Source organism: Persephonella sp. (genome assembly GCF_027023985.1).
Classification (GTDB): Bacteria; Aquificota; Aquificia; order Aquificales; family Hydrogenothermaceae; genus Persephonella_A.
The window spans coordinates 147,919-173,909 of the sequence record NZ_JALVTW010000033.1 but is presented as its reverse complement, the minus strand read 5'-3'; the positions used below and the strand labels follow the sequence as shown (position 1 = coordinate 173,909).

At 35.3% G+C, this 25,991-nt stretch carries 19 protein-coding genes; 11 read left to right on the top strand and 8 right to left on the bottom strand.

The genetic code is table 11. The features are described from left to right. The first annotated feature begins 6 nt into the window (after positions 1-6). The gene (locus MVE07_RS09110; protein ID WP_297456596.1) at positions 7-1,041 is read left to right on the top strand and encodes a HAMP domain-containing sensor histidine kinase; all 1,035 of its coding nucleotides are present in this window, start codon (positions 7-9) and stop codon (positions 1,039-1,041) included. Here MVE07_RS09110 and acnA read toward each other — a convergent pair. After that, a complete protein-coding gene (gene acnA / locus MVE07_RS09105; RefSeq protein ID WP_297456594.1) occupies positions 1,038-3,776 on the bottom strand; it encodes an aconitate hydratase AcnA in 2,739 nt (912 codons plus the stop codon). The two genes, MVE07_RS09110 and acnA, sit on opposite strands and share 4 nt — an antisense overlap. A gap of 129 nt (positions 3,777-3,905) precedes the next feature. Here acnA and MVE07_RS09100 point away from each other — a divergent pair, with 129 nt between their 5' ends. Further along, positions 3,906-5,072: an FAD-dependent oxidoreductase gene (locus MVE07_RS09100; protein ID WP_297456589.1), complete on the top strand. Its 1,167-nt coding sequence runs from the start codon at positions 3,906-3,908 to the stop codon at positions 5,070-5,072. A gap of 26 nt (positions 5,073-5,098) precedes the next feature. Here MVE07_RS09100 and acnB read toward each other — a convergent pair whose 3' ends face one another. The 5 genes from acnB to MVE07_RS09075 form a co-directional block, all read right to left on the bottom strand. Beyond that, positions 5,099-7,690, bottom strand: coding sequence for a bifunctional aconitate hydratase 2/2-methylisocitrate dehydratase (gene acnB / locus MVE07_RS09095; RefSeq protein ID WP_297456586.1), 2,592 nt, complete (start codon positions 7,688-7,690; stop codon positions 5,099-5,101). 275 nt (positions 7,691-7,965) lie between these two features. Continuing rightward, complete coding sequence (rlmN, locus tag MVE07_RS09090; protein WP_297456582.1) at positions 7,966-9,051, bottom strand: 23S rRNA (adenine(2503)-C(2))-methyltransferase RlmN; 1,086 nt, start codon at positions 9,049-9,051, stop codon at positions 7,966-7,968. Further along, positions 9,048-9,425 (bottom strand): hypothetical protein, encoded by a 378-nt coding sequence (locus MVE07_RS09085; protein ID WP_297456579.1) that lies wholly within the window; start codon positions 9,423-9,425, stop codon positions 9,048-9,050. The genes rlmN and MVE07_RS09085 overlap by 4 nt, the downstream gene beginning before the upstream one ends. Continuing rightward, a complete protein-coding gene (gene trpB, locus MVE07_RS09080; protein WP_297456576.1) occupies positions 9,425-10,672 on the bottom strand; it encodes a tryptophan synthase subunit beta in 1,248 nt (415 codons plus the stop codon). Before trpB ends, MVE07_RS09085 begins: the two co-directional genes overlap by 1 nt. A 2-nt stretch (positions 10,673-10,674) precedes the next feature. Next, entirely contained in the window at positions 10,675-12,939 is a 2,265-nt protein-coding gene (locus MVE07_RS09075; protein ID WP_297456573.1) for a PBP1A family penicillin-binding protein, read from the bottom strand. A 155-nt stretch (positions 12,940-13,094) separates the two neighbouring features. Between MVE07_RS09075 and MVE07_RS09070 the strand changes: the two genes are divergently transcribed. The 9 genes from MVE07_RS09070 (at position 13,095) to lpdA (ending at position 24,442) form a co-directional block, all read left to right on the top strand. Continuing rightward, entirely contained in the window at positions 13,095-13,976 is an 882-nt protein-coding gene (locus tag MVE07_RS09070) for a glycine--tRNA ligase subunit alpha (RefSeq protein WP_297456726.1), read from the top strand. After that, the gene (gene glyS, locus MVE07_RS09065) at positions 13,977-16,100 is read left to right on the top strand and encodes a glycine--tRNA ligase subunit beta (RefSeq protein WP_297456570.1); all 2,124 of its coding nucleotides are present in this window, start codon (positions 13,977-13,979) and stop codon (positions 16,098-16,100) included. Positions 16,101-16,128: 28 nt separating this feature from the next. Next, the gene (gene ppsA, locus MVE07_RS09060) at positions 16,129-18,561 is read left to right on the top strand and encodes a phosphoenolpyruvate synthase (protein ID WP_297456567.1); all 2,433 of its coding nucleotides are present in this window, start codon (positions 16,129-16,131) and stop codon (positions 18,559-18,561) included. Between the two features lie 126 nt (positions 18,562-18,687). Beyond that, on the top strand, positions 18,688-19,638 hold the full coding sequence (gene pilM / locus MVE07_RS09055) for a pilus assembly protein PilM (protein WP_297456564.1): 951 nt from the start codon (positions 18,688-18,690) through the stop codon (positions 19,636-19,638). Next, the gene (locus MVE07_RS09050) at positions 19,631-20,281 is read left to right on the top strand and encodes a PilN domain-containing protein (protein WP_297456560.1); all 651 of its coding nucleotides are present in this window, start codon (positions 19,631-19,633) and stop codon (positions 20,279-20,281) included. The genes pilM and MVE07_RS09050 overlap by 8 nt, the downstream gene beginning before the upstream one ends. A gap of 2 nt (positions 20,282-20,283) precedes the next feature. Continuing rightward, positions 20,284-20,946 (top strand): hypothetical protein, encoded by a 663-nt coding sequence (locus MVE07_RS09045; protein WP_297456558.1) that lies wholly within the window; start codon positions 20,284-20,286, stop codon positions 20,944-20,946. Positions 20,947-20,959: 13 nt separating this feature from the next. After that, a complete protein-coding gene (locus MVE07_RS09040; protein WP_297456555.1) occupies positions 20,960-21,211 on the top strand; it encodes a hypothetical protein in 252 nt (83 codons plus the stop codon). Positions 21,212-21,226: 15 nt separating this feature from the next. Next, positions 21,227-23,056, top strand: a complete 1,830-nt coding sequence (locus MVE07_RS09035) for a pilus assembly protein PilQ (RefSeq protein WP_297456552.1) — start codon at positions 21,227-21,229, stop codon at positions 23,054-23,056. Positions 23,057-23,062: 6 nt separating this feature from the next. Beyond that, a complete protein-coding gene (lpdA, locus tag MVE07_RS09030; protein WP_297456549.1) occupies positions 23,063-24,442 on the top strand; it encodes a dihydrolipoyl dehydrogenase in 1,380 nt (459 codons plus the stop codon). On the opposite strand, the gene MVE07_RS09025 is transcribed toward lpdA, so the two are convergent. Together MVE07_RS09025 and metK are read right to left on the bottom strand one after the other, a co-directional pair. Beyond that, positions 24,434-24,868: a hypothetical protein gene (locus MVE07_RS09025; RefSeq protein ID WP_297456546.1), complete on the bottom strand. Its 435-nt coding sequence runs from the start codon at positions 24,866-24,868 to the stop codon at positions 24,434-24,436. The two genes, lpdA and MVE07_RS09025, sit on opposite strands and share 9 nt — an antisense overlap. Further along, on the bottom strand, positions 24,861-25,991 hold the full coding sequence (metK, locus tag MVE07_RS09020; protein WP_297456543.1) for a methionine adenosyltransferase: 1,131 nt from the start codon (positions 25,989-25,991) through the stop codon (positions 24,861-24,863). The genes MVE07_RS09025 and metK overlap by 8 nt, the downstream gene beginning before the upstream one ends.

Here is a 25,991-nt window from a genome sequence, read left to right as displayed (position 1 = left end):
GAGGCCTTGCTTAAGGCTTTCCTTCTCCTTTTTATCTCTTTAGAAGTTCTGTTGATTATTATTTTATATCTTTATTATCAAAATCAAGTGATAAGGCTAAAAAATGAGATATTTTTAGAGCTGAAAAATTACAGCTATACATTAAAAGGTAAGGATTTCAAAGTTGATATTGTTTCAAACTCACCTGATATAAAGTTTTATCAGCTATACAACTCAGATAAAGAGTTCTATATATATGTCCCGATACCTTCTATAAAGGATGAGGCACTGAAAATAATTTATCCTGCAGAAAAAGTTGATAAAGAAATTTCTAAGATTAAAAAGCAGGTATTAATCATTTATGTGATGTCTACTCTTATTATTGCATTTGTTTCTATAGTCTTTGCATCTTATTCGTTAAATCCTATAAGAAAATCTATTCAAATCATAGACAATTTTGTTACAGAGCTTATCCATGATATAAACACTCCTTTATCTTCAATTCTAATTAATCTGAAAATTCTGAAGAAAAAATATGATGATGAAGAAATATCAAGAATTGAAACCGCTGCAAAGCAAATAGGTTCTTTATATGAGAATATGCTTATTCTTTCTAAAGAAAGGGAAAAAATACAAAAAGAGGTTGATTTAAAAAAACTTATTACGGAAGAGGTAGAAGTTTTCAAAAGCAATTATCCTGATATCAAAATAGCCCTTTATCTTGAAGATAAAAAAATAAAAGCTGACGAATCTGCATTAAAAAGAATAATATCAAACCTTCTTATGAATGCTTTTAAACACAACGTAAAAAATGGGCATATTTATATCACCCTTACTGATGATTATCTTGAAATAGAAAACAGTAGTAGACCCATTAAAAATCCTGATAGATTATTTGAAAGATATTACAGGGAATCTCCAAGGGGTTTAGGACTTGGACTTACAATAGTTAAAAAGCTTGTTGATGAACTTGGATACAGAATAATGATTAAAACAACAGATAACAGTTTTATTGTTAGACTTTATTTTAAAAAGGGTGGACAGAGCCACCCTGAAGATTAACTTTCCCTGATTATTTTTCTCAGAACCATTGGTAGTATTCCACCATTTTGGAAATACTCAACGTCGACCACCGTATCAAGTCTGGAGATTACATTGAACTCTACAACTTCACCGTTTTCCTTTGTCGCCTTTACAGTTAACTCTTTCCCTGGTTTCATATCTTCTATACCGATTATCTCATAAGTTTCTGAACCATCAAGTCCCAGTTCTTCCCAACCCTCTCCTTCTTTGAACACGAGAGGCAGGACTCCCATTCCGACAAGGTTAGACCTGTGTATTCTTTCAAAGGATTTTACAATTACCGCTTTAACTCCTAAAAGCTGTGTTCCCTTTGCTGCCCAGTCCCTTGATGAACCTGTTCCGTATTCTTTTCCGCCTAAAACAATAAGGGGAGTTCCTTCTCTTGCATATTCAACTGCTGCGTAATAAACAAACATCTCTTTTTTCTCTGGGAATTTCAGAGTATATCCACCTTCTTTAGGTGCAACCAGTTTGTTTTTGATACGAACATTGGCAAATGTTCCCCTTACCATAACTTCATGATTTCCTCTTCTTGCACCATAAGAGTTAAACTCCTCAACAGGAACACCATGTTCAAGGAGATATTTACCTGCCGGATATTCTGGAGGAATTTTACCTGCAGGTGAGATATGGTCTGTTGTTACCGAATCTCCAAGTAGTTCAAGAACCCTTGCACCTTTAATATCTGTTGGAGGATCAACCTCAACTGTAAAGTTATCAAAGTAAGGAGGTTTTCTAATATATGTTGATGCAGGATCCCATTCAAATGTTTCTCCTGTAGGGGCTTCAAGGGCCTGCCAGTATTCATCTCCAAGGAGGATATCTTTATACTTCTCTTCAAATACTTTTTCATCAAGGACCTGATTCATAATCTGTTTAATTTCTTCCTGGGAAGGCCAGATATCCTTCAGGTATATAGGATTTCCATTAGGGTCTTTTCCTATAGGCTCTGTTGTCAGGTCTATATCAGTTCTACCTGCGATTGCATAAGCTACAACAAGTAATGGAGAAGCAAGCCAGTTAGCCTTTACATCAGGATGTATCCTTGCCTCAAAGTTCCTGTTTCCTGATAGAACTGCAGATACAATAAGGTCATTTTCTTTAATCGCCTTTTCTATTTCAGGATGGAGAGGACCACTGTTTCCAATACAAGTTGTGCAACCAAATCCAACAATATGAAATCTTAAAGCTTCCAGATAAGGAAGTAATCCGGCTTTTTTCAAGTATCCTTCAACAACACGGGAACCGGGAGCAAGAGATGTTTTTACATAAGGTTTAACAGATAAGCCTTTTTCAACAGCTTTTTTGGCAAGTAAACCTGCTCCTATTAACACAGATGGGTTAGAAGTGTTTGTGCAGGAAGTTATTGATGCAATTACAACGGAACCATCTCCGATAACAACTTCTTCACCATCAAGATTGATTTTAGCTATTTTCTTACCTTTGTGTATTCTACATTCGCCGATTTCCATATCTTTACCGGCTTCATCCTCAAATGCTGTTATCTCTTTTATATCAATCTCTCTGTTGTAATTACAGTTCAGAAGGTCTATAAATGTTTTTTTCATATCTCTAAGATTTACCCTATCTTGAGGTCTTGAAGGACCTGCCAGAGAAGGTTCAACCTGAGACATGTCTATTTCTATGACATCAGTATAATCAGGGTCATTTTTGCCATCGTAGAACAGCATATTTTCTTTTGTATAAGCCTCAACAAGCTCAGCTGCTTCTTTTCTATTTGTTAGCCTGAGGAAGTTTACTGTTTCTTCATCTACAGGGAAGAATCCCATTGTTGCACCGTATTCCGGAGCCATATTTGCTATAGTTGCTCTGTCTGGAAGGGAGAGTTTCTTAACACCTTCACCGAAGAACTCAACAAATTTTTCAACAACGCCATACTCCCTGAGTTTTTGAGTTATTGTCAGGACAAGGTCTGTTGTCGTTGCCCCTTCAGGAAGTTCTCCTGTAAGTTTAACTCCGATAACCTCAGGAATTTTCATATAGTAAGGTTGTCCAAGCATAACTGCTTCAGCTTCAATTCCACCAACACCCCATCCGAGAACCCCAAGACCGTTTATCATTGTTGTGTGTGAATCTGTTCCTACAAGGGTGTCCGGATATGCTACAGTTTCCCCATTTTCCTGTCCTTTCATAACAACCTGTGCTATATACTCAAGGTTTACCTGATGAATAATACCGCTTCCTGGAGGGAATATTCTCAGGTTATCAAATGCATTCTGAGCCCATTTAAGAAGCTGGTATCTTTCTTTATTTCTTTTGTATTCCATCTCAAGATTTTTCTTTAAAGCCTCTTCTGTTCCGAAGAAATCAATCTGGATAGAGTGGTCTATAACAAGGTCAACAGGAACGAGGGGATTAACTTTTTTCGGGTCAATTCCCAGTTCTTTTGCTGCATCTCTCATAGCTGCAAGGTCAACAACCCCCGGAACTCCTGTAAAGTCCTGCATTATAACCCTTGCAGGATGGAAAGGAATTTCTACTGGAGTTTCATAACGTTTCTTCCATGTTGCTATTTCTTCTATATGCTTCTCAGTAACAACCCTTCCATCAAATTTTCTGATAAGGTTTTCTGCAAGAACTCTGATTGAAAATGGAAGTGTCTCCACCCCAGGATGTAATTGATTAAGCTTTTCAAGGCTGTAGATTTTGTAGCTATTTCCGTTTACAGTGATATTTTTTGCAAATTCTCCCATGGCTCATCTCCTTGGTAGTTTTTTAAAATCTATATTACAAATTATCTATAAAAAAGATGATTTACAACATTTATTTTAGAAAAGCAGATATTATGATATTATTATATGCTAATAAACAGGAGGGCTAAAATGAAAAAAGTTGTTGTATTAGGTGGTGGGATAGCAGGGGCTGAGGCAGCGATAGCTTTAAGGAAAGAAGGTTTTCAGGTAAAACTTGTTTCAGATAGGGACTCTTTATTTGTATACCCAATATCTATCTGGATACCAACAGGAGAAAAATCACCGGAAGATGTCCAAATTCCCCTGAAAAATATAGCTGATGCACACGGATTTGAAGTTGAGATTGATAAAGTTGTATCTATTTCGGGAAAAGAGTTTTATTATGAAACGGAAAAAAAAGGAAAACAGACAGATTTTGATTATATGGTTATTGCTCTGGGACAAACAAAATTAAAGCACAAAGGTATTGAAAATACCCTCTCTGTATGTGGAAGCCCTAAGGAAATCATAGAGATTAAAAATAGACTGGAAAATTTAATAAATCAAGGCAGTGGCAAAATAGCCTTCGGATTTGGAGGTAATCCTAAAGCCCCTGAAGCTGTTAGAGGAGGTCCAGTCTTTGAAGTTATGTTTAACATTCATAACCATTTAAAAAAATTAGGTGTCAGAGATAAATTTGAAATTACATTTTTTGCTCCGATGCCTAAACCGGGAGCTAGACTCGGTGAGAAAGCCCTGAAGATGATGGATATGATGTTTAAAAATATGAACATAAAGAAAATTACCGGTAAAAAGATAAAGGAATTTACCCCTAGCTCTGTTATTTTAGAAGATGATAGCATTATTGAGGCAGATCTTATTGTTTTCACTCCTGCAGGAGATGGTCATCCTGTAATTAAAAACTCAGACCTGCCACAGACAGAAACGGGATTTTTGAAAATAGAAGATACCTGTCAGGTAAAGGGATTTGAAAATATATACGCAATAGGAGATAGTGCATCTATTGAAGGGCCGGACTGGAGAGCTAAACAAGGACATCTGGCAGAAGTTATGGCAAGGGCAACTGCACACAATATCGCCATTAAAGAAGGTCTAAAAACAGGAAAGCCTGAAGGATATAAGGAACATATCAATATTATGTGTCTGATGGATACTGGAAATGGTGGAGCCCTTGCATACAGGAGTGATAAAAAAGCTATGCTTGTTCCTATGCCAATTGTTGGACATTTGATGAAAAAAGCTTGGGGAGTATATTATAAACTCTACAAATTGGGGAAAATTCCAAGATTGATATAAAAAGAAGGGGCAAAAGCCCCTTTCTATTAGAAAGTGTATAAAGCGTCTGCTACAAGAATATCCAGTTCTTCTTCTGGAAGTTCATGGAAGTTAAGGAATTTATAAACTTTATCTTCTTTGCCTGCGATCTTCTCTGCCATAAATTTGTGGTATTCCTCCACAGTTGGTAATCTTCCAAGTATAGAACAGATAGCCGCTATCTCTGCAGAACCAAGGTAGACTTTAGCATCTTTACCCATTCTGTTATCAAAGTTTCTTGTGGATGTTGACATTACCACAGCGCCATCTTTAACCCTTGCCTGATTACCCATACAGAGAGAACATCCTGGGACTTCAGTTCTCGCTCCTGCTATACCGTAGATGTTGTAATATCCTTCCTCAACAAGTCTTCTTTCATCCATCTTAGTTGGTGGAACAATCCACAGTCTTGTTGGAACCTGTCCTTCTCCTCTGAGAATTTCACCAACAGCTCTAAAGTGTCCTATATTTGTCATACAAGAACCAACGAATACTTCATCTATATTTTTAGGTCTTCTTTCATCTGCAAGAACTTCTGAGAGGGTGGCAACATCATCTGGGTCGTTTGGACATGCGAGGATAGGCTCTTTAATCTCATTAAGGTCAATTTCTATAACAGCTGCGTATTCAGCGTTTTCATCTGCTTCAAGAAGTTCAGGGTTATCAAGCCATGCTTTCATCTTGTCTATTCTTCTTTGGAGTGTTCTTGCATCCTGATATCCAGCTTCTATCATTTTCTCAAGAAGAGCAATGTTTGACTGGATGTATTCAATAACCGGTTCTTTGTTTAGTTTTACCGTGCACGCTGCAGCACTTCTTTCTGCAGATGCATCAGAAAGCTCAAAAGCCTGTTCAACCTTGAGATTTTCAAGTCCTTCTATCTCAAGTATTCTTCCTGCAAAGATATTTTTCTTACCTTGCTTTTCAACAGTTAAAAGTCCTTGTTTGATAGCAAAGTATGGAATTGCATTAACAAGGTCTCTAACTGTGATACCCGGTTGTATTTCACCTTTGAATCTAACCAATACAGATTCAGGCATATTAAGAGGCATTGTTCCGGTAACAGCTGCAAAAGCAACAAGTCCTGAACCTGCCGGGAAAGATATTCCAATTGGAAATCTTGTGTGGGAGTCTCCACCTGTTCCAACAGTATCAGGAAGAACCATTCTGTTAAGCCATGAGTGGATAACACCATCACCAGGTCTTAGGGATACACCACCTCTTTTTATTATGAATTGAGGAAGTGTAAGCTGTAATTTAACGTCAGCTGGCTTTGGATATGCTGCTGTGTGGCAGAAAGACTGCATTACAAGGTCAGCACCAAAAGATAAAGCAGCAAGCTCTTTAATCTCATCCCTTGTCATTGCTCCTGTTGTATCCTGAGAACCTACTGTAAGAACCTGAGGCTCAACATACATTCCAGGTCTTACACCTTTCATTCCACAGGCTCTACCGACTATTTTCTGGGCAAGTGTGTATCCGACGCCTTCTTTTTCAGGTGGCTGCTGTGGTCTGATAAAGATATTTTCTTCAGGCATTCCAAGAACTTCTCTTGCTTTTCTTGTAAGATTTCTTCCGATGATTAAAGGAATTCTTCCACCTGCTCTAACTTCGTCTGGAAGTGTATTTGGCTTAAGCTCAAAAGTTGCAACAACTTCACCATTTTTAACAATTTTTCCTTCGTATGGATAAATATCTATAACATCTCCTGTTTCAAGCTTAGAAACATCAGCTATTATTGGAAGTCCACCAGAATCTTCCCATGTGTTGAAGAAGATAGGAGCTATAACTCCACCTATTACAATGCCCCCTCTTCTTTTGTTTGGAACGTAAGGGATATCCTCACCTATCCACCACATAAGAGAGTTTGTTGCAGATTTCCTTGAAGAACCTGTTCCAACAACATCACCGACAAATGCAACAGGATGGCCTTTTTTCTTAAGCTCCTGTATTTTTTGTATTGCATCTGGCATTTTTGCCTGAAGCATTGAAAGTGCGTGTAGTGGAATATCACTTCTTGTTGAAGCTTCCCTTGCAGGAGAAAGATCATCTGTGTTAGTTTCCCCTGGGACTTTGAAAACTGTAACAGTTATTTTTTCTGGGAGTGGTTCTTTTGATGTGAACCATTCTGCATTTGCCCAGCTTTCTAAAACTTCCTGTGCATATTTATTTCCTTCTTTTGCAAGCTCAACAACATCATTAAAGTAGTCATATACTAAAAGTGTATTTTTTAAAGCCTTTGCAGCCTCTTTCGCAATTTCTTCATCTTTATGGGAGAGTGCTTTTACAAGTGGTTCAACATTATAACCACCAAGCATTGTTCCAAGTATCTGAACCGCATGAACAGGTGTTATAGCAAGGGATTTTGCTTTTCCTTCAATGATATCAGCAAGGAATTTAGCCTTTACAAACGCTGCGTCATCAACCCCTGGGGGAACTCTGTTAAGGAATAAATCCATAAGATACTCTTCTTCAACTATTGGAACCTGCTGAAGAAGCTCTACAAGTTCCTCAACCTGTTTTTTGTTAAGTGGAAGTGGAGGAATTCCAAGTTTGGCTCTTTCTTCAACGTGTTTCCTGTATTCTTCTAAAAAGCTCATGCACACACCTCTCCTGTAAGTTTTTGATTTTAGACAGATTATTATAATTGAGGCAGTTATAAAAAATCAAACACTGTTTTATAAATTTTGAGAGCTATAATGTTTATTCTCAAGAAAAATTAAAATTTTGGGCTTAAATATTTATCTTCAAGGATTTCTATAAATATTTATTTTTTGGTTTTTGTATAAAAGAAAAATTTGAGAATTTTATAGCTATAAATATTTTTATGTCTGGAACAAAAACTTATTTGAATTTATAAAACTAAAATCCATTCTTAAACCTTTAAACTTTTTGGAGATATAAAAGTTATTTTCTTTCCTTCTATATTTTTCTTTCTAAGCTGTCCGCAGGCTGCGGATATATCCTTTCCCTTACTCCATCTAACAAATGCACCAATATTATACTGCCATAGTATCTGGTGGAACTTATTGACCCTTTCCTCATCAGGCCTTTCAAATGGTGAACCTGGATGAGGATTAAATGGTATAAGATTGACTTTGTATCTTTTCTTATTTTTTCCTATTAATCTGGCAAGTTTATGGGCATCTTCAGGTCTGTCATTTATATCTTTGATAAGAACATACTCCAGCATAATTCTATAGCCATTTTTAACAGGCAGTGAGTTCAAAGTTTTCATAAGGTCTTCAAGTGTGTTTGTTTCCGAAATAGGCATTATTTTGGTTCTTGTCTCCTGGTCTGCGGCATTTAATGACACAGCAAGTCTAACCTGAGGAAAGGATTTGTCTTCATACATTCTTTTAATCTGGTGAATTATACCGCTGGAAGATATTGTTATTTTTCTATTTGAAAGGCCAAGCATTCTTTCATCTGTCATAATTTGAACAGCTTTTTTTACATTGTCATAATTTGCAAGTGGTTCTCCCATTCCCATAAAAACTACATTAGATATTCTTCTGTCCAGTCCAACAAATCTCTGGGATTGGATATACTGGTCTATTATTTCTGCTGTTGTAAGGTTTCTGATAAGGCCGTCTTTTGTTGTATAACAAAAGGTGCAGCCTACAGCACAACCAACCTGTGTTGATACACAAAGGGTATAGTGGTTTTTCTCAGGAATAAAAACAGTTTCTACTGTATGTCCGTCTTCCAGTCTCCATAAAAACTTTATACTACCGTCTTCTTTTGACTCTTCATAAGTAATCAGCTCTAGGGCATTTAATTTTGTATTTTCTTTGAGGTAGTTCCTGATTTCTTTTGAAAGGTCTGTCATCTCATCATAGGAACCGGCCTTTTTGTTATAAATCCATTTGGCAAGCTGTTTTGCTCTAAACTTTTTCCAGCCTTGCTGCCTTACCCATCTTTCAAGCTCACCGTAGTTAAAATCTTTTAGATTTATCATTCTTCCACCACACTCCAGCCTTTTTCTCCTTTAACAAATTTAAGCTTTTCGTGGAGAGTGCAAGGGTTTTGATTACCGCATTTAAGTTTTATTGCCGTGATAACAGCTGCCAGTTGTATAGCTGATAAAGGGCTGTTTTGGAATTTTGATTTTAAGTTTTTTATTTTTTCTTCATTTATATAAAAGTCATACTGATATTCAACTATATAGTAGTTTCCATCTCTGTATCCATTTATTCTTTTGTAGTTTTTTACATCTCCGATAAGATTGAGACTTTCTAACTGCTTTTTTATAATCTCATCTGAAGGTTTATCTTCACAGCCTGTTAAAATGAGGAAAAATATTAAAAGAAATCCATAAACTATTTTCTTCATTAAAGTCCTCTGTATTTTGTTTTTAAATTATCCTCAAGTCTTTCAAATACGTCAGGATTTGTATCCAAAAAGTTTTTAACTTGCTGAACGTCTTTATCCCCTCTACCTGAAAGATTTATAACTACGATTCCATCTTTCCCTAATTCTCTTGCTATTTCCACACCTTTTATTACTGCATGAGAACTTTCAAGGGCAGGGATAATTCCTTCTGTCCTTGATAAAAGTAAAAATCCTTCCAATGCCTCTTCATCAGTTGCTGTTATATATTCTGCTCTACCTGATTCTTTTAGATATGCATGTTCAGGTCCAACTCCTGGATAGTCAAGCCCTGCTGATATTGAGTGTGTATGTTCAATCTGTCCCCATTCATTTTGTAAGAAATAACTTTTCATTCCATGTAGAACACCAACTGAACCACCGTTTATGCTTGCTGCATGCTGGCCTGTTTCAAGTCCATATCCAGCTGCTTCAACACCGATAAGACGAACATTTTCATCTTCTATAAATGGGTAAAACATTCCTATTGCATTGCTACCACCACCCACACATGCAACAACTGCATCAGGGAGTCTTCCTTCTATTTCCATAATTTGTTCTTTGGTTTCCCTTCCGATAACAGACTGAAAATCTCTAACTATAACAGGGAATGGATGGGGTCCAAGTGCTGAACCTATAACATAATGGGTTGTTTTGACATTGGTAACCCAGTCTCTTAAGGCTTCGTTTACAGCATCTTTTAGTGTCCTGCTTCCGGCTTTTACAATTTCAACTTTTGCACCTAATAATCTCATTCTGAAAACATTTAAGGCCTGCCTTTCTGCGTCTTCCTCTCCCATATAAACAACACATTCAAGGCCAAATAGTGAAGCTGCTGTTGCTGTTGATACTCCATGCTGACCTGCACCTGTTTCTGCGATTATTCTTTTTTTACCTAATTTTTTTGTAAGTAAAACCTGGCCTAAAGTGTTATTAATTTTGTGGGCACCTGTATGTAATAGGTCTTCCCTTTTAAGATATATTTTTGCACCACCTACAGCCTCTGTTAATCTACGGGCAAAATATAAGATTGTCGGTCTGCCTGCGTATTCCTGAAGGTAATAAACAAGCTCCCTTTGAAAATCTCCATCATTTTTTATTTTTTCATACTCTCTTTCAAGTTCTTCTAATGCGGGTATTAATGTCTCAGGTAAAAACTTACCACCAAATTCTCCAAAATATCCTCTATTATCTGGTAGCTTATATTTCATTACTATTCTCCTTTTATATCATATAGGAAATTGTTGTCATTATTGTTTTGCTGGCTACCTACTATTATATTACCCTCACAGTCTATCATAGGTTCTGTTCCTTTGATAAACAGAATTTTTTCAGCAGGACAGTTTTCTGTGGCAATCGCTCTGGTTGATAAATCAATAGGAAGATAATGTGTGTTAGGAGAATGGCTAAATCCTGGAACTTCTTTATCTGTGTGGGCTGTTGCCATAATATCTATCCATATAGGCAATGCTGCTTTAGCTCCGGTCATTTTTCTTCCTATAGTTTTTTTATAGTCATATCCTACCCATACCACAGTTGTAAGTTTTGTTGAGAAACCTGCAAACCACGCATCTGTATAATCGTTGGTAGTTCCTGTTTTTCCAGCTACAGGAAATCCCAGAACTTTTGCTCTGACTCCTGTTCCTTCCTGAACAACAGCCTGGAGTAAATCAACCATTATTGAGTTTTCATCTTCTGGAATAACCTTCTGACATTGAGAGGTATGCTGATATACCACATTACCGTTAGAATCAACTACTTTTTCTATAAAATAAGGATTACATCTAACTCCATTATTTGCAAATGTTGAATAGACTGTCGCCATTTCAATAGGAGATACATCAATACTTCCTAACGCAAGGGATGGAACTTTCATAAGCTTAGTTTTTATACCCATTTTGTATGCCAGAGAAATAACAGGATTATATCCCACTTCCAGTAATGTATTAACTGCTGCAGCATTTAAGCTTCGGGTAAGTGCTTCTCGGACTGTAACTTCACCGTTGTATTCTTTTTCATAATTTCTTGGAGTCCATTCTTCACCTTTCTGTGGATCCCAGATAGATACAGGTTCATCTTTGACTATAGATATTTCTGTATATCCATTTAAAATTGCTGCTGTATAAACTATCGGCTTAAATGATGAACCAGGTTGTCTTTTTGCCTGAACAGCTCTGTTAAATTTAGATTTTTCAAAATCGTATCCACCTACAAGTGCCCTTATTGCTCCGGTTTTAGGGTCAACGGATATTGCTGCTGTTTCTAGATACGGAACAAATTCAAACTGCCCATTACCTATATATCTGACATAAATAGGATAACCTTTTTTGGCCTTTTTAAGTGAACCAAAAAACTGGACTTCTCCGTTAATATCCCCAAGCTTAAAGTAAATCGTATGTCTTTTAATTTTTTCAATTATTCCTATGTATATTCCCTCTGTCTTTAAATCATCTAATGATTTAATATCCTGCTGATTATATTTGTCTGTCATAAATTTAATTTCTTCTTTTGTGAGTTTTGGAAAACCTACACGATACTGTAGTTCTTCAAGGTGATCTTTGACTATAAAATGCATATCTCTAAGAAGGTCTGGGTCTGCTGTTGTGTAAATCTTATATCCACCTTTATAAAGGGCATCACTACCAAAATGATTTATAAACCATAATCTAACTGTTTCAGTAAAGTAATCATGGATATTCTCCTCGTCTGCTTCGGTTGTTTTTAGTTTTATTGGCTGCTGGGAACATTTCTTTGCAGTTTCAATATCCAGATAACCTTCTTCTACCATTGCCTGTAGGACAGCATTTCTTCTATTTTCCGCTAATTTTTCGTTTTTGTAAGGGTCATATTTACTTGGTGCTTTTGGTAAACCTGCTAAGACTGCTGCTTCGCATATATCAAGCTGCCATACATGTTTTCCAAAATACACCTGAGAAGCAGCTTCAACCCCATAGGCACCATGTCCCAGATATATCTGGTTAAGATACATTTCTAAGATTTTATCTTTTGGATAGGTTTGATTTAGTTTTATAGCGAGAATCATTTCTTTTATTTTCCTTCTGAAACTTCTTTCAGGGGTTAAAAAGAGATTTTTAATAAGCTGCTGTGAAATTGTGCTACCACCGGCAACTATTCTTCCTGAAGTGATATTTATAAATGCAGCCCTGAGAATTCCCCATATATCAATTCCCGGATTTGTATAAAAAGTCCTATCTTCTGTTGCTATAAAAGCCTTTTTTACATAATCCGGAATTTTATCAATTGTTACATACTGTCTTCTCTGGAGATAAAATTCTGTGAGCAGTGAACCATCTGCTGCATAGACTTGTGTTACTTGACTTGGCTTCCAGTTCTCAAGTTGTTTTATATCCGGAAGATTTCTTGAGTATATATAAATAATTGAACCTGCGGTGATAGCACCTGCAACAAATAAAATTACCAGAAATATTAATGTATATTTAAGAATTTTGAACAACATTCTCCCCTAAAAAATAAGTTTTTTGAAGAATTTATTTTATACCCTGTGAAAAAATTGTAAAGAGCTACGTTATATTGTTAAAACACGGAAAAATGCTGTAAAATAGAAAGGGTTTAATTTTTATATATGGAGAATTAATGGCGGCGCAGGAGATAATAACTTTTCAGGATATTATACATACATTAGAGAAATTCTGGACTGAGCACGGATGTATTTTATGGCAACCTTATGATATAGAAGTTGGTGCAGGGACTATGAACCCTGCAACATTTTTAAGGTCATTAGGGCCAGAGGACTGGAATGTCTGTTATGTTGAACCATCCAGAAGGCCTAAAGATGGCAGATATGGAGAAAACCCTAATAGACTTCAGCATTACTATCAGTTTCAGGTTATCTTAAAGCCAGCTCCTGAAAATCCACAGGAACTATATCTAAAAAGCCTTGAAGCTCTTGGAATTGACCTTACCAAACATGATGTTCGTTTTGTTGAGGATGACTGGGAAAGTCCAACTCTTGGAGCATGGGGGCTTGGCTGGGAAGTGTGGCTTGATGGAATGGAAATAACCCAGTTTACCTATTTCCAGCAGGTAGGTAGTCTTGACCTTCCTGTTGTCAGTGTTGAAATAACCTATGGACTTGAAAGAATAGCAATGTATCTCCAGAATGTTGATAGTGTTTACGATATACTTTGGGGACAGGGTCTTAAATACGGTGATATTTATAAAGAAGCAGAACGACAATGGTCTATATACAATTTTGAGCTTGCAGATGTTGATATGCTATTTAAAACTTTTGATATGTATGAAAAAGAAGGCTTTAAGCTAATAGAACATAATCTTCCTATACCTGCATACGATTACGCCCTTAAATGCTCACATATATTTAACCTGTTAGATGCAAGAGGAGCTTTGTCTGTAAATGAAAGGGCAAGATTTATAACCCGTGTGAGAAATCTTGCAAGGGAATGTGCCAAAGCCTTTGTAAAGCACAGAGAAGAACTTGGTTATCCACTTTTAAAAAGGAGCAGGGAAGTATAAATGAAAAACTATTTGCTTGAAATAGGAACAGAAGAACTTCCACCTAAAGCTGTTAATGCTGCAATAAAGTATTTTAAAGAAAAATTACCTGAACTTTTTGAAAAATTTTTTACTTATAACACACCTGAAAATATAGAAGTATTTGGAACACCCCGCAGAATAGGATTTATACTGAAAAATCTTAATGAAAAAGAACCTGATCAGGAAAAAGTTCTTATTGGTCCCCCTGCAAAGGTAGCCATTAATAATGAGGGAAAATATACAAAAGCAGCCCTTGCTTTTGCATCTAAAAACAATATTCCGATTGAAGAGCTCCAGATAATAGAAAATGAAAAAGGTAGATACATCGGAGCAAAGGTTTTAATACAGGGAAAAGCTGTTTCTGAGCATATAACAGAGATTATCCCTTCACTTATTTCATCTATTCCATTTCCTAAAACAATGAAATGGAATAGCACAGAATACAGATTTTCAAGGCCAATAAGATGGATAGTATCTCTTCTGGACAATGAGATAATCCCTATAGAAATAGCAGGAGTAAAAGCAGACAGATATACACACCTTCATAGATTTATGACCCAGCCTGTTGGTAGAGGGGAAAGAAAGGAAATTCCAGACCCATCCCTTTATACAGAAATAACAAAACTGGGCTATGTTCTTGCTAAATATGAAGAAAGAGAAAAATCAATAAGAACACAGATAGAAGGTTTTGCAAGAACGTTAGACGCACAACCTATTATAGATGAAGAACTGCTTGATGAGGTTGTAAATCTTACGGAGTTTCCCGTTGGAATTTTAGGGGACTTTTCCCCTGAGTATCTTGTCCTTCCTAAAGAAGTAATAATAACTGTATGCAAAGTTCACCAAAGATATTTTAATTTTGAAAAAAATGGGCAACTAATACCAAAATTTCTTGCTATTTCTAATACTGCCGTTCCTGACAGGTCTGTAGTCCAGCACGGATACGAAAAAGTCCTGAAGGCAAGACTTGAAGATGCCCTGTTTTTCTATGAAGAAGACCTGAAACACAATCTTGAAGACTTTTATCCAAAACTGGAAGGCATACAGTTTCACCAGAAACTTGGTTCAATGCTTGAAAAAGTCCAGAGAAACGGAGAGATAGCAAAGCTCATAGCAGAAAAAGTTTCTTATGAAAATCTTCAAGACTTAGAAAGGGCAAACAAACTTTCAAAATGTGATCTCCTTACAGAAATGGTCAAAGAGTTTGATGAATTACAGGGCATAATGGGAATGCATTATGCAGAAAAACAAGGCGAAAAACCTGAAGTTGCAAGGGCTATATATGACCATTACCTTCCAAAAACCTCTGATGACGAACTACCACAGACAGATATAGGAACAATACTCGCTTTATCAGATAAACTGGATACAGTGCTTTCTTTCTTATCTATCGGAGAAAAACCAAAAGCAACAGCAGACCCTTATGGAATAAGAAGAAATGCTATAGGAATAGTTAGAATACTTGTTGAAAAGCCTCTTGACATTTCTCTTAGGGAAATACTTGAGGATATACAAAAAGAAGCCGCAAAAGCAAAAATACTTAAATTTGCTGAAATAAATAAAAACTGGAAAACTGTTTACCAGCAGGAAATAATTCCTGAAGTCCTTGATTTCATTAAAGGAAGGTTCGTTGCCTATATGAAAGAGAAAGGATACGACACAGATATAATAAATTCTGTTGTTGCAGCTGATACAGAATTTAATCTTTATAGGAATTATTTAAAAATCAATAGTATTCAGCAACTTAAACAAAATCCAGAATTTGAAAATATAATGACTGTTTTCAAAAGGGTTGGGAAAATAATCCCTGAAGGATTTAGCGGTCAGTTTGAACCGGAACTTTTACAACAGGAAGAAGAAAAAGAGTTATACGCTAAAGTTCAAGAAGTAGAAAAAGAGTTTATTCAGAATATAGAAAGTAAAAAGTATACAGAAGCATTGGAAGATTTACTTAAACTAAAACCATATATTGACCGATTCTTTGATAACGTTATGGTTATGGTAGAAGATAAAAAACTTAGAGAAAATAGACTTTCCCTAATGAAACTAATTAATAAAATGTTCCAAAAAATAGCAGATTTTACAAAAATAACAGCGAATTAAATAACAGGAATAATCAGGAGGATATATTATGTCCGACAGAAAATTAGTAGTCTGGCTTAATGAGGTAGGAATTGAGGATGTAGAGCTTGTTGGAGGTAAAAATGCATCCCTTGGGGAGATGATTAAAGGATTATCCCCTATGGGAATAAAAATTCCGATGGGTTATGTAGTTACTGCAGATGCTTACAGATATTTTATTGAGTATAACCAATTAAAAGAAAAAATCACAGAAGCCCTAAAAGGACTTGACCCTAATAATGTTGAAGACCTGGCAAAAAGAGGTCTTGAAGTTAGGGAAATGATTAAAGGAGGAGAATTTCCTGAAGACCTTAAACAACAAATAATAGATTATTACCATCAACTTAGCCATATGTATGATCAACATTATGTTGACGTTGCTGTTCGTTCTTCTGCAACAGCTGAAGACTTACCTGATGCATCATTTGCAGGACAGCAAGATACTTACCTTAATATAAAAGGTGATGAATCTCTTTTAAATGCAGTTAGAAGCTGTTTTGCATCCTTATTTACAGATAGAGCAATTTCCTATAGGGAAGCTTTTGGATTTGATCATTTTTCAATCGGACTTGCAGTTGGAATTCAAAAAATGGTTCGTTCTGACCTTGCAGCAGCAGGGGTAGGTTTTTCACTTGATACAGAGAGTGGATTTAGAGATGTAGTTCTTATTAATGGATCTTATGGATTAGGAGAAATGGTTGTTCAGGGAGCTGTTACTCCTGATGAGTGGCTTGTGTTTAAGCCAACATTTAAGCAGGGATATGAGGCAATTATAGAGAAAAAGTTAGGGAAAAAAGATAAAAAAATGGTTTACGGAACAACTGAAGATGAAAGGGTTAAAGTTGTTCCTGTTCCTGAAGAAAAGCAAAAACAGTTCTGTCTTACTGATGAGGAAGTGCTAAAGCTTGCAGACTGGATTATAAAAATAGAAGAGTATTACTCAAACAAATACAACAAATGGACTCCTATGGATGTTGAATGGGCTAAAGATGGTGAAATAAATGAATTATTTATTGTTCAGGCAAGACCGGAAACTATTCACTCTAGAAAAGATCATTCAAAAATAACTGTTTATAAAATTACCGAACCTTATGAAGAGAGACAAAAGAAAGTCCTGGTAACAGGTATCGCTGTCGGTGATAAAGTTGCCACCGGAAATGTAAAACTTATGTATTCCCTTGAAGATGCAAAAGATTTCAAAGCCGGTGATGTCCTTGTTACAGATATGACAGATCCAGACTGGGAACCAATTATGAAACAAGCTTCTGCTATTGTAACTAATAGAGGCGGTAGAACTTGTCACGCAGCTATTGTTGCAAGAGAACTTGGAGTTCCAGCTGTCGTTGGAACAGGAAATGCAACAGAAGTTCTAAAAGATGGTCAGCTCGTAACGGTATCTTGTGCTGAAGGGGATGTAGGTTATGTTTATGATGGAAAAATAGATTATGAAGTAGAAGAAGTTGATATTAATTCACTGCCAAAAACGAAAACTCCTATTATGATGAACGTGGCTTCTCCCGAAGGAGCATTTGATTTCTCTTTCCTTCCAAACGCAGGGGTAGGACTTGCAAGGGAAGAGTTTATTATAAACAACTATATTGGTATTCACCCTCTTGCACTTATTAAATTTGAAGAAATCAAAGAGAAAGACTCAGAACTTGCAAAAATAATTGAAGACAAAACATTTGGATATGACAATAAAGAAGAGTATTACATAAAAAAACTGTCCTATGGTATAGCGAGAATTGCAGCTGCATTTTATCCAAAGCCAGTCATAGTTAGATTTTCAGACTTCAAATCAAATGAATATGCAAACCTTATTGGTGGTAAATATTTTGAACCTATTGAAGAAAACCCAATGATTGGATGGAGAGGAGCTTCCAGATATTACTCTCCGCAATTTAAAGAAGCTTTTGGCCTTGAGTGTAAGGCTATCTTAAGAGTTAGAAACAAAATGGGACTTACCAACGTAAAAGTGATGGTTCCATTCTGTAGAACTCCAGAAGAAGGTGAAAAAGTCCTCAAAGTTATGGAAGAATTCGGCCTCAAAAAAGGAGAGAATGGTCTTGAAGTTTATGTGATGTGTGAACTTCCATCTAACGTTGTTCTTGCAGACCAATTTTCACAACATTTTGATGGATTTTCAATTGGTTCAAACGACCTTACACAACTTACTCTTGGTTTAGACAGGGATTCTTCACTGGTGGCTCACCTATATGATGAAAGAAATGAAGCCGTAAAAAGATTAATAGCACAGGTCATAAAAACGGCAAAAGCACACGGAAGAAAAATTGGAATATGCGGACAAGGACCTTCAGACTATCCGGATTTTGCCCAATTCCTTGTTGAGCAGGGAATTGATACAATTTCAATAAACCCAGATGCAGTTCTAAAAACAACAAAAGCAATATATGAAATAGAAAAGAAATTAGGATTACATTAAACATGTTATAATTATATAATAATGGTTGTGGGGAGGGATTTAAAGCCTTCCCTTTTTTTCCGATAATGTATATTAAGTAAAGAGGAATTCCTGTTCGTTTCCTCTAATCTTAAGGGGAGAGAAATAATGAGTGTGCTGGAAAAAATAAAACCTGTTTCAAGTATCCTCCAGAAGGAAAAAACTTCTCTTGGTATTCAGCTTGATAAAGGATTTGCAAGAATTGCTGTTCTTTCAAAAGAAAAAGGGCATTTTGAAATTCCTATTATGCCTTTTGAAATATCATTAGTTGAGAATAAAGAACAGGCAGGTCTTTTAATTAAAGAAGAGCTGGAAAAAAGAAATTTACATATTAAAAATGCTGTTGTCAGTATTCCAACAGCTTCAACATTATATAAAACACTAAAAATTCCAAAAATGTCACCTAAAGAAATAGAAGAAGCTGTTGAATGGAATATCAGAGAAGATATAAAAAGCATAAAAGGAAATACAATTTATGACTACGACATAATAGGTGAAGAAGACGATACGTTTATTATTTTTGTTGTTATTTCAAAGATAGAGGATATAGAGAATATAAGAGAAATAATGAAATATGCAGGATTAGAACCGGATATTATAGATTCAGAAGGTGTTGCACTGATTAATTTGGCAGAGGCAGAAAGGAAAAATAATCCTGAACTCAGAGAAGAAACAAATATATGTATTATTCATTTAGATATTAATGATTCTTATCTTATATTTTTCCATGAACATGTTATAGTTCAATCTTTAAACTTTGATGCAAAAAACTATGAAGAATTAGACCCTGACGAGAGGGAAAAAGCTGTTGATAAGTTAATTAATGAGATTAATTACTTTTTCCTTACCATAAATGAACCGAAAGTTATTTATACATCTGGTCTTTTTGCCAAATATCCGGAAATTCAGGCTTATATGCAGCTTAAATTTTCTACTAGATTTACGCTTGTTGAATTAGACCCTGTAAAAGCTCTAAATATAGATTTTCAGGGAAATATTCCGTTAAGTATATATAACATTCCATTTGGATTAGCTTATAGGAGATTTGAGGATGATTAAAGTTAATTTAAACCCGGAAAAAAGAAAGCCTAAAGTAGCAAAGAAAGGTATATCTGCTCCTTCAGTTAAAGCGAATAAAGGCCTTCTTTATATAGGAATTCCGGCACTTTTAGTGGCTGCAGAAATTGTTTATATAGTGTATTTAAATAGCCATATATCCAATCTTACAGATAAGAAACAAGCTTTTATACAAGAAAGAGCTAAATATAAAGATGTTGAAAGACAGATAAACAGGCTCAAAAAAGCTGTTGTTGAAGCTGAAAGGCTAAAAGAAACAACAAAACTGAAAATTGCTGTATTTAACAAACTTGCATCCTCAAAAACAGATTTTATTCCTATGATTAAAGCAATAGCACTTAGCCTTCCAGATGGTGTATGGCTTAAGAAAATGGAAATTGGCCGCTCCAATGGAAATTTAAACGGATTCTCATTTAATCCAAAATATATATCTAATTTTTACGATAATCTTTCACAATACTATACAGAAATTAAATTCAGGTCAGTTAAAAAACATGTTTCTAAAAACAAAAGTGTTCAATACTATGCTTTTAATTTCAGATTGAATAACTGGAAAAAACATAAGAAGGAAGAAAAAACGCAGGAAAATAAAAATACTCCAAATAACCAAGTTGGGAGGAAATAACTTTGGATGCTATAAAAGAACAGTGGGAAGAGCTTCCTGAGTGGCAAAAAATTTTATTAGTTGGAATCTTAACAGTGCTTGTCTTATATGGTATTTATGTTTTATATATCGAGCCAAAACAAGTTGAAGAAAAAAGATTAAAAGAAGAAGTTAATAATCTTCAAATTCAGGTAGATAGATTAAAAAGATTTGCCCGTCCAGAAATTAGAAAAAAATTAGAAGACAAACTTGCACAGGTAAAGGCCGAAATACACAGTTTAAACAAACAACTTCAAGAAATAAAATCTGTTATCCCAACAGAAGAACAAACTCAGGAAATTCTCCGTTTTATATCTGATGCCGCAATGCGTTCAGATATGGCAATGAATGAATTTAAAGTATCAAATCCTGAAGAAGTTTATATGAGATATAACAAATCAAGGGACAGAGTAGAAATAGTTACAGATAAAGCAAAGAAAAAAGATAAATCATTTATAAAAATAAACAGAGTTAAAGTCCAGCTTGATATGAATAGTAGGAATATAGCTAGTTTAATAATGTTTTTAAGAAGACTTGGGCAAAGTAACAGATTCTTTAGTCTGGATAATATCTCTATTGAGAAAGCAACCGGAAAGCAATTTAACGCTTATAAAATAAAAGTTGTAGTTTCAACTTATTTTATGTAATCGGGAGGAGCAAATGAATATTATTAAAATTTTATCTGTATCTTTTGTTCTTATAGGTTCATTATGGATAGCAAATGCACAGGAATCTGAGCCATTTTATGAAGGAGAAAATGCTGTTGGGTATATCAAAGATACAAATGGGAATAAGTATATTGTGATTGAAACACCGGATGGAAGGGCGAAGTTGATTAAAACAAAAAAGAATCCTGAAGAAATACTTCAGGGTAGCTATGGAATATCAAACAAAGATTTTCAAATCAGGTAGGAGTGAGGTGAGGTCATGAGAATTAAAGTAGTTTTAATAGCAATAATGGCAATGTTCTTCGTGTCGATGGTTGGAGTAAAAGCACAACCAAGAGTATCCGCAGAGTTTTATGGAGCAAAACTTAGTACAGTTATAGATGTTGTGTCCCAGCTTTCAAACAAAAATATTATCTGGGATAGAGAGGCAGCTAAAAACTCTTCAATGCCTGTATACTTATCTATTAGAAGACCAGTATCAATAGAAACTCTATTTAGATTAGCATTAAAAGAATATGGTCTAACCTATATCAAGGAAAACGGAATCTATAAAATAAAAGTGGCAGAAGATGCGCTTATTACGGTGCCACCTGATGTTGTTAAATATCTTGGTAAAGATGTATTTGAATCATTTGTCAGTATAGTAAAAGATAACGCCTCACCTACCGCCGAAATCAAAATCTACAAAGCAAGTAACGCAGTTTATATAAGAGATTCTAAAGAAAATGTTGAAAATATTAAGAAAGTCGTTGCTGAATTTTTAAAACCTCTTGAAAAAGAAGCAAATAAACTTGCCAAAATAGAAGAAGAAAAAGAACAAAGAATGAGGGAGGCAGCTTTAGCAAAAGCAAAAGCTGAATCAATGCTTGTTAAAAAAGAACTTACAGTTGCTCCGGAAGAGTTTAAAGCTATAGAAGATGAACTTATCGAAAAACTTTCACCTTATGGAAAATATTCCTATGATCCAAAAACACATAAGCTTACTGTAGTAGAAGTAAGAAATAATTTTGGAAAAATAAGTAAGATATTGGCTAAAGCACAAAAAATAGATATTGTTACAAAGTGTTATTATGTAAGGGCGCTTGAGCCTGCTGAGCTTCTGACAACAATAAGTGAAAACTATTTAACAAAATATGGTTCTGTAATTTTCAAATCAAAAGAAACAACAAAAGCTATAGGAGTTGAAAAAAGCCTTCAGGTTGGTGGAACTTCTGGAGAAACTATCACTTCAACTGCAGCTGAAAAAGAAAAAAGTATAATAACTTCTCTTCCTAAAATATGTATCACAGATATACCATCTGTAGTTGATAAAATTTATAAGAATTTCTCAAATATACTGCTTAAGAGACCTTATCAGATTGCTATAGAAGCAAGAATTGTTCAAATACAATCTTCATTTAAAAGAGACCTTGGTATCCAGTGGGGAGGTCAGGCTCAAAGTGGAAACTTTACAACAAGAGGAACAGGTCTTACACCAAGTTATATGTCAGGAACTTCATATGCGTTTGATTTCCCTGGTGCGAGTGTTACAGGAGGTTCAGGTGCTGCTGTAGGTCTTTTATATGGAACAGTTAACAATTTCATAGATATGAGATTATCAGCACTTGAACAAATTGGAAAAACCAAAATACTATCAAGACCTAAGATTATAACAATAGACGGAGAAGGAGCAGAAATAGCTCAAGGTTTTGAAGTGCCTTATACAACATTTGGTTCTACAGGTGGGGCTGCAGTTGCCAACGTTCAATTTAAAGAAGCTGTTTTAAAACTTAACGTTATACCAAGGACTACGGCAGACGGAAATATAATTATGACAATAGATCTAACACAAGATATCCCTGACTTCTCTAAATCTGTTGCTGGACAACCACCTATCCAAACTAAAAGTGTAACAAGTAAAGTTGTTGCCAAAGATGGACAGACTATAGTTATTGGTGGAATTCTTGAGAAAACAGAAGAAGTTGGAGAAAAAGGAGTTCCAGGATTAATGAGAATTCCACTGTTAGGTTGGTTATTTAAAAATAACTATAAAAACTATGAAAACAAAGAACTTCTTATATTCATAACACCAAAAATAATATATGAGTAATTTAAAATGTATGACCTGATAATCATCGGAATGGGGCCTGGGGGTTATGAAGCAACCCTCACGGCTCTTAGAAAAAAACTAAATATTGCAATAGTTGAGAAGAGTAAAATAGGAGGGAACTGTCTTAACAGAGCCTGTATTCCTACAAAATACTATCGAGCAGGAGCCCATCAGATAGAAAAACTTCCTCTACTCAATAAATATGGAATTAATCTGTCATCCAATTCAATTGACTTTTTACAGGCGAAAAAAGGTAAAGATGAGGCTATAGGTTTCTTAAGAAAATCTCTTTCACAGCTTTTAAAAGCCAAAAAGGTTCCTGTTTATAAGGGGACAGGTAAAATAGTAGGTCAAAATCAAGTTCAAATAACCTATGAAGATGGGAAGACAGAAACTATAGAAGGTAAGTATATTCTAGTAGCTACCGGTTCCATTCCAGTTTCTATCGGTGGTATAGTTCCGGATGGAAAATACGTGATTACAACCGAAGATTATCTGGAAAATATGGAACAACTTCCTGAAAATCTTTTAATCGTTGGTGGTGGTGTTGCCGGTTGTGAGCTAGCATATATCTCTGCCCAATATGGAAGCAAAGTTACAGTAGTAGAGATTAAAGATAGACTTTTGTCCTCAGATATTATTTCTCCGGATATATCAAGACTACTTCAGAGAAAGTTCAAAAAACTTGGAATAGAATTTAAACTGGAAACTTCCGTAAAAGACTATAAAGTCTCTGGAGATAAAATAGTTGTCAACCTTTCGGATGGTTCACAGCTAAAAGTTGACAAGATTTTACTTTCTGTAGGAAGAAAACCAAATACATCTGATATAGATAATATTGGAATAGAAAAGGATGAGAGAGGATTTATAAAAACCAATTCCTATCTACAGACAAATTTTGAAAATATTTATGCCTGTGGAGATGTTGTGAACTCACCTATGCTGGCCCATGTGGCTTCTTATGAAGCTAGGGTTGCCTTAAAGAATATGTTTGATGAGAAAAAGATAGAAGTTGATTATTCCCTTGTTCCATGGTCTATTTTTACAGCTTATGAGATAGCACATGTGGGATTAAGTGAACAACAAGCTAAAGAAAAAGGAATAGAAGCTATTTCCGGATATTATCCATTTACTTATAATGAAAAGGCAGTTGATGAGCTTGAATCAGATGGTTTTGTCAGACTTGTTTTTGATAAAAAAACAAAGCATGTTATTGGTGCAACAATAGTTGGAATAGAAGCTTCAGAGCTAATTCACGTTATGGCTTATGCTATAAGGAACGAAATGACTGCAGAGGAAATCCACGATTTTATATATTTCCATCCCTCCCTCAGTGAAATTTTCCTTTATGCCACTTATGATATTGTGATAGGAAAATTATTTTAATTCAATCACAGGAATAAGCTCTTTATTCATAATTTCAACAAGATGTGTAAATAAAAAGTCTTTATCTTTCCCATCTTCAGGATAGCTGGCTATTCCATGAATTATATTTTCATCGATTACTTTTTTTATTCTTTTAATAGCTTGTTCTACCTCTTCTTTTCCGGTTTCCGGAAAAAATAAAAATACAAAGTCTTCTTCTACAGGGGAGATAACATCTACTGCTCTAATGTTATCTCTGAGTATAAAGGCTATATCTGTTTCTTTTAACTTATCTTTATTTTTTTGAAATTTAGTTGCAAGGTCTGGTGCATATAAAAATGCTATAGAAAATTTTGAATCTTTGCCGTATCTGGCAATTCTTCTAATCTCAAGCTCTACAAGAGCCTTGAATACATCAAAATCATAAATATGGTTATTGTCAGACATTACGTAATTCCTCCATTATTTTTTTGTCTAATATTTCCCATGTAAATTCATCCCCTTTCCTTCCAAAATGTCCGTAAGATGCGGTTGTCTTATAAATAGGCTTCCTTAAATCAAGTTTTTCTATGATTCCTGCCGGAGAAAGATCAAAAAGTTCTTTTATCTTTCGGTTCAGCTTTTCAGTATCTAAGTTTGTATCTGTTTTTATATTAAAAGAAACAGGATAATCTCCCCCTATCACATAAACCATTTCCACATTACATTCATTGGCAATACCTGAAGCAACTATATGTTTTGCAATACTTCTTGCCATATATGATGCTGAACGGTCAATTTTTGTGGGATCTTTGCCGGAAAATGCACTACCACCTGAGGCTGCTGCTGTTCCGTAAGCATCCGCTATGATTTTTCTGCCTGTTAATCCTGTATCTGCCATAGGGCCCCCAATAATAAATCTACCAAGGGGGTTAATCACAATTTTTGTTTTATCATCTATGTATTGTTGAGGAATAACCTGTTTTAATACTTTTTCTTCTATGGCTTCTCTTATTTCTAACTCTGAAACATAGGGCTCATGCTGAACAAGGACAGTTATTGAATCTATCCGGATAGGTTTTCCATTTTCATATTCAACTACAACTACTGCTTTACCATCAGGTCTAAAAAATGGAACTATATCGTCTTTCCTAAGCTCATCTATGGTTTTTGTAATACTATTTGCAATATTGCAGGCAAGTGGCATATAGTTTTCTGTCTCTGCCGTTGCGTATCCTACTACTATGCAGGTATCACCTGCTCCTTCTGATGGAACACCAAGAGCTATTTCTGGACTTTGGTCACTTATTGTTGAGATAACTCCGGCTGTATAACCGTCAAAACCATATTCTGGCTTGGTATAACCTATTTCTATAAGTGCAGCCCGTGCAATATTAGGAATATCAACATAAGCATCTGTTGATAACTCTCCGGACACATGAACGAGTCCTGTTGTTATAAGAACCTCAATAGAAGCCCTTGTATAAGGGTCTTTAATTAAGAGCTCGTCCAATATTGCATCTGATATAATATCTGCTGTCTTATCAGGATGTCCCTGACAGACAGATTCCGCACTTTTAATAACCTTCAT

Excerpts from the sequence above, each read along its gene's own strand:
- acnA (WP_297456594.1), bottom strand. The coding sequence starts at position 3,776 with ATGGGAGAATTTGCAAAAAATATCACTGTAAACGGAAATAGCTACAAA.
- MVE07_RS09100 (WP_297456589.1), top strand. The coding sequence starts at position 3,906 with ATGAAAAAAGTTGTTGTATTAGGTGGTGGGATAGCAGGGGCTGAGGCA.
- acnB (WP_297456586.1), bottom strand. The coding sequence starts at position 7,690 with ATGAGCTTTTTAGAAGAATACAGGAAACACGTTGAAGAAAGAGCCAAA.
- rlmN (WP_297456582.1), bottom strand. The coding sequence starts at position 9,051 with ATGATAAATCTAAAAGATTTTAACTACGGTGAGCTTGAAAGATGGGTA.
- MVE07_RS09085 (WP_297456579.1), bottom strand. The coding sequence starts at position 9,425 with ATGAAGAAAATAGTTTATGGATTTCTTTTAATATTTTTCCTCATTTTA.
- trpB (WP_297456576.1), bottom strand. The coding sequence starts at position 10,672 with ATGAAATATAAGCTACCAGATAATAGAGGATATTTTGGAGAATTTGGT.
- MVE07_RS09075 (WP_297456573.1), bottom strand. The coding sequence starts at position 12,939 with ATGTTGTTCAAAATTCTTAAATATACATTAATATTTCTGGTAATTTTA.
- glyS (WP_297456570.1), top strand. The coding sequence starts at position 13,977 with ATGAAAAACTATTTGCTTGAAATAGGAACAGAAGAACTTCCACCTAAA.
- ppsA (WP_297456567.1), top strand. The coding sequence starts at position 16,129 with ATGTCCGACAGAAAATTAGTAGTCTGGCTTAATGAGGTAGGAATTGAG.
- pilM (WP_297456564.1), top strand. The coding sequence starts at position 18,688 with ATGAGTGTGCTGGAAAAAATAAAACCTGTTTCAAGTATCCTCCAGAAG.
- MVE07_RS09050 (WP_297456560.1), top strand. The coding sequence starts at position 19,631 with ATGATTAAAGTTAATTTAAACCCGGAAAAAAGAAAGCCTAAAGTAGCA.
- MVE07_RS09040 (WP_297456555.1), top strand. The coding sequence starts at position 20,960 with ATGAATATTATTAAAATTTTATCTGTATCTTTTGTTCTTATAGGTTCA.
- MVE07_RS09035 (WP_297456552.1), top strand. The coding sequence starts at position 21,227 with ATGAGAATTAAAGTAGTTTTAATAGCAATAATGGCAATGTTCTTCGTG.
- lpdA (WP_297456549.1), top strand. The coding sequence starts at position 23,063 with ATGTATGACCTGATAATCATCGGAATGGGGCCTGGGGGTTATGAAGCA.
- MVE07_RS09025 (WP_297456546.1), bottom strand. The coding sequence starts at position 24,868 with ATGTCTGACAATAACCATATTTATGATTTTGATGTATTCAAGGCTCTT.
- metK (WP_297456543.1), bottom strand. The coding sequence starts at position 25,991 with ATGAAGGTTATTAAAAGTGCGGAATCTGTCTGTCAGGGACATCCTGAT.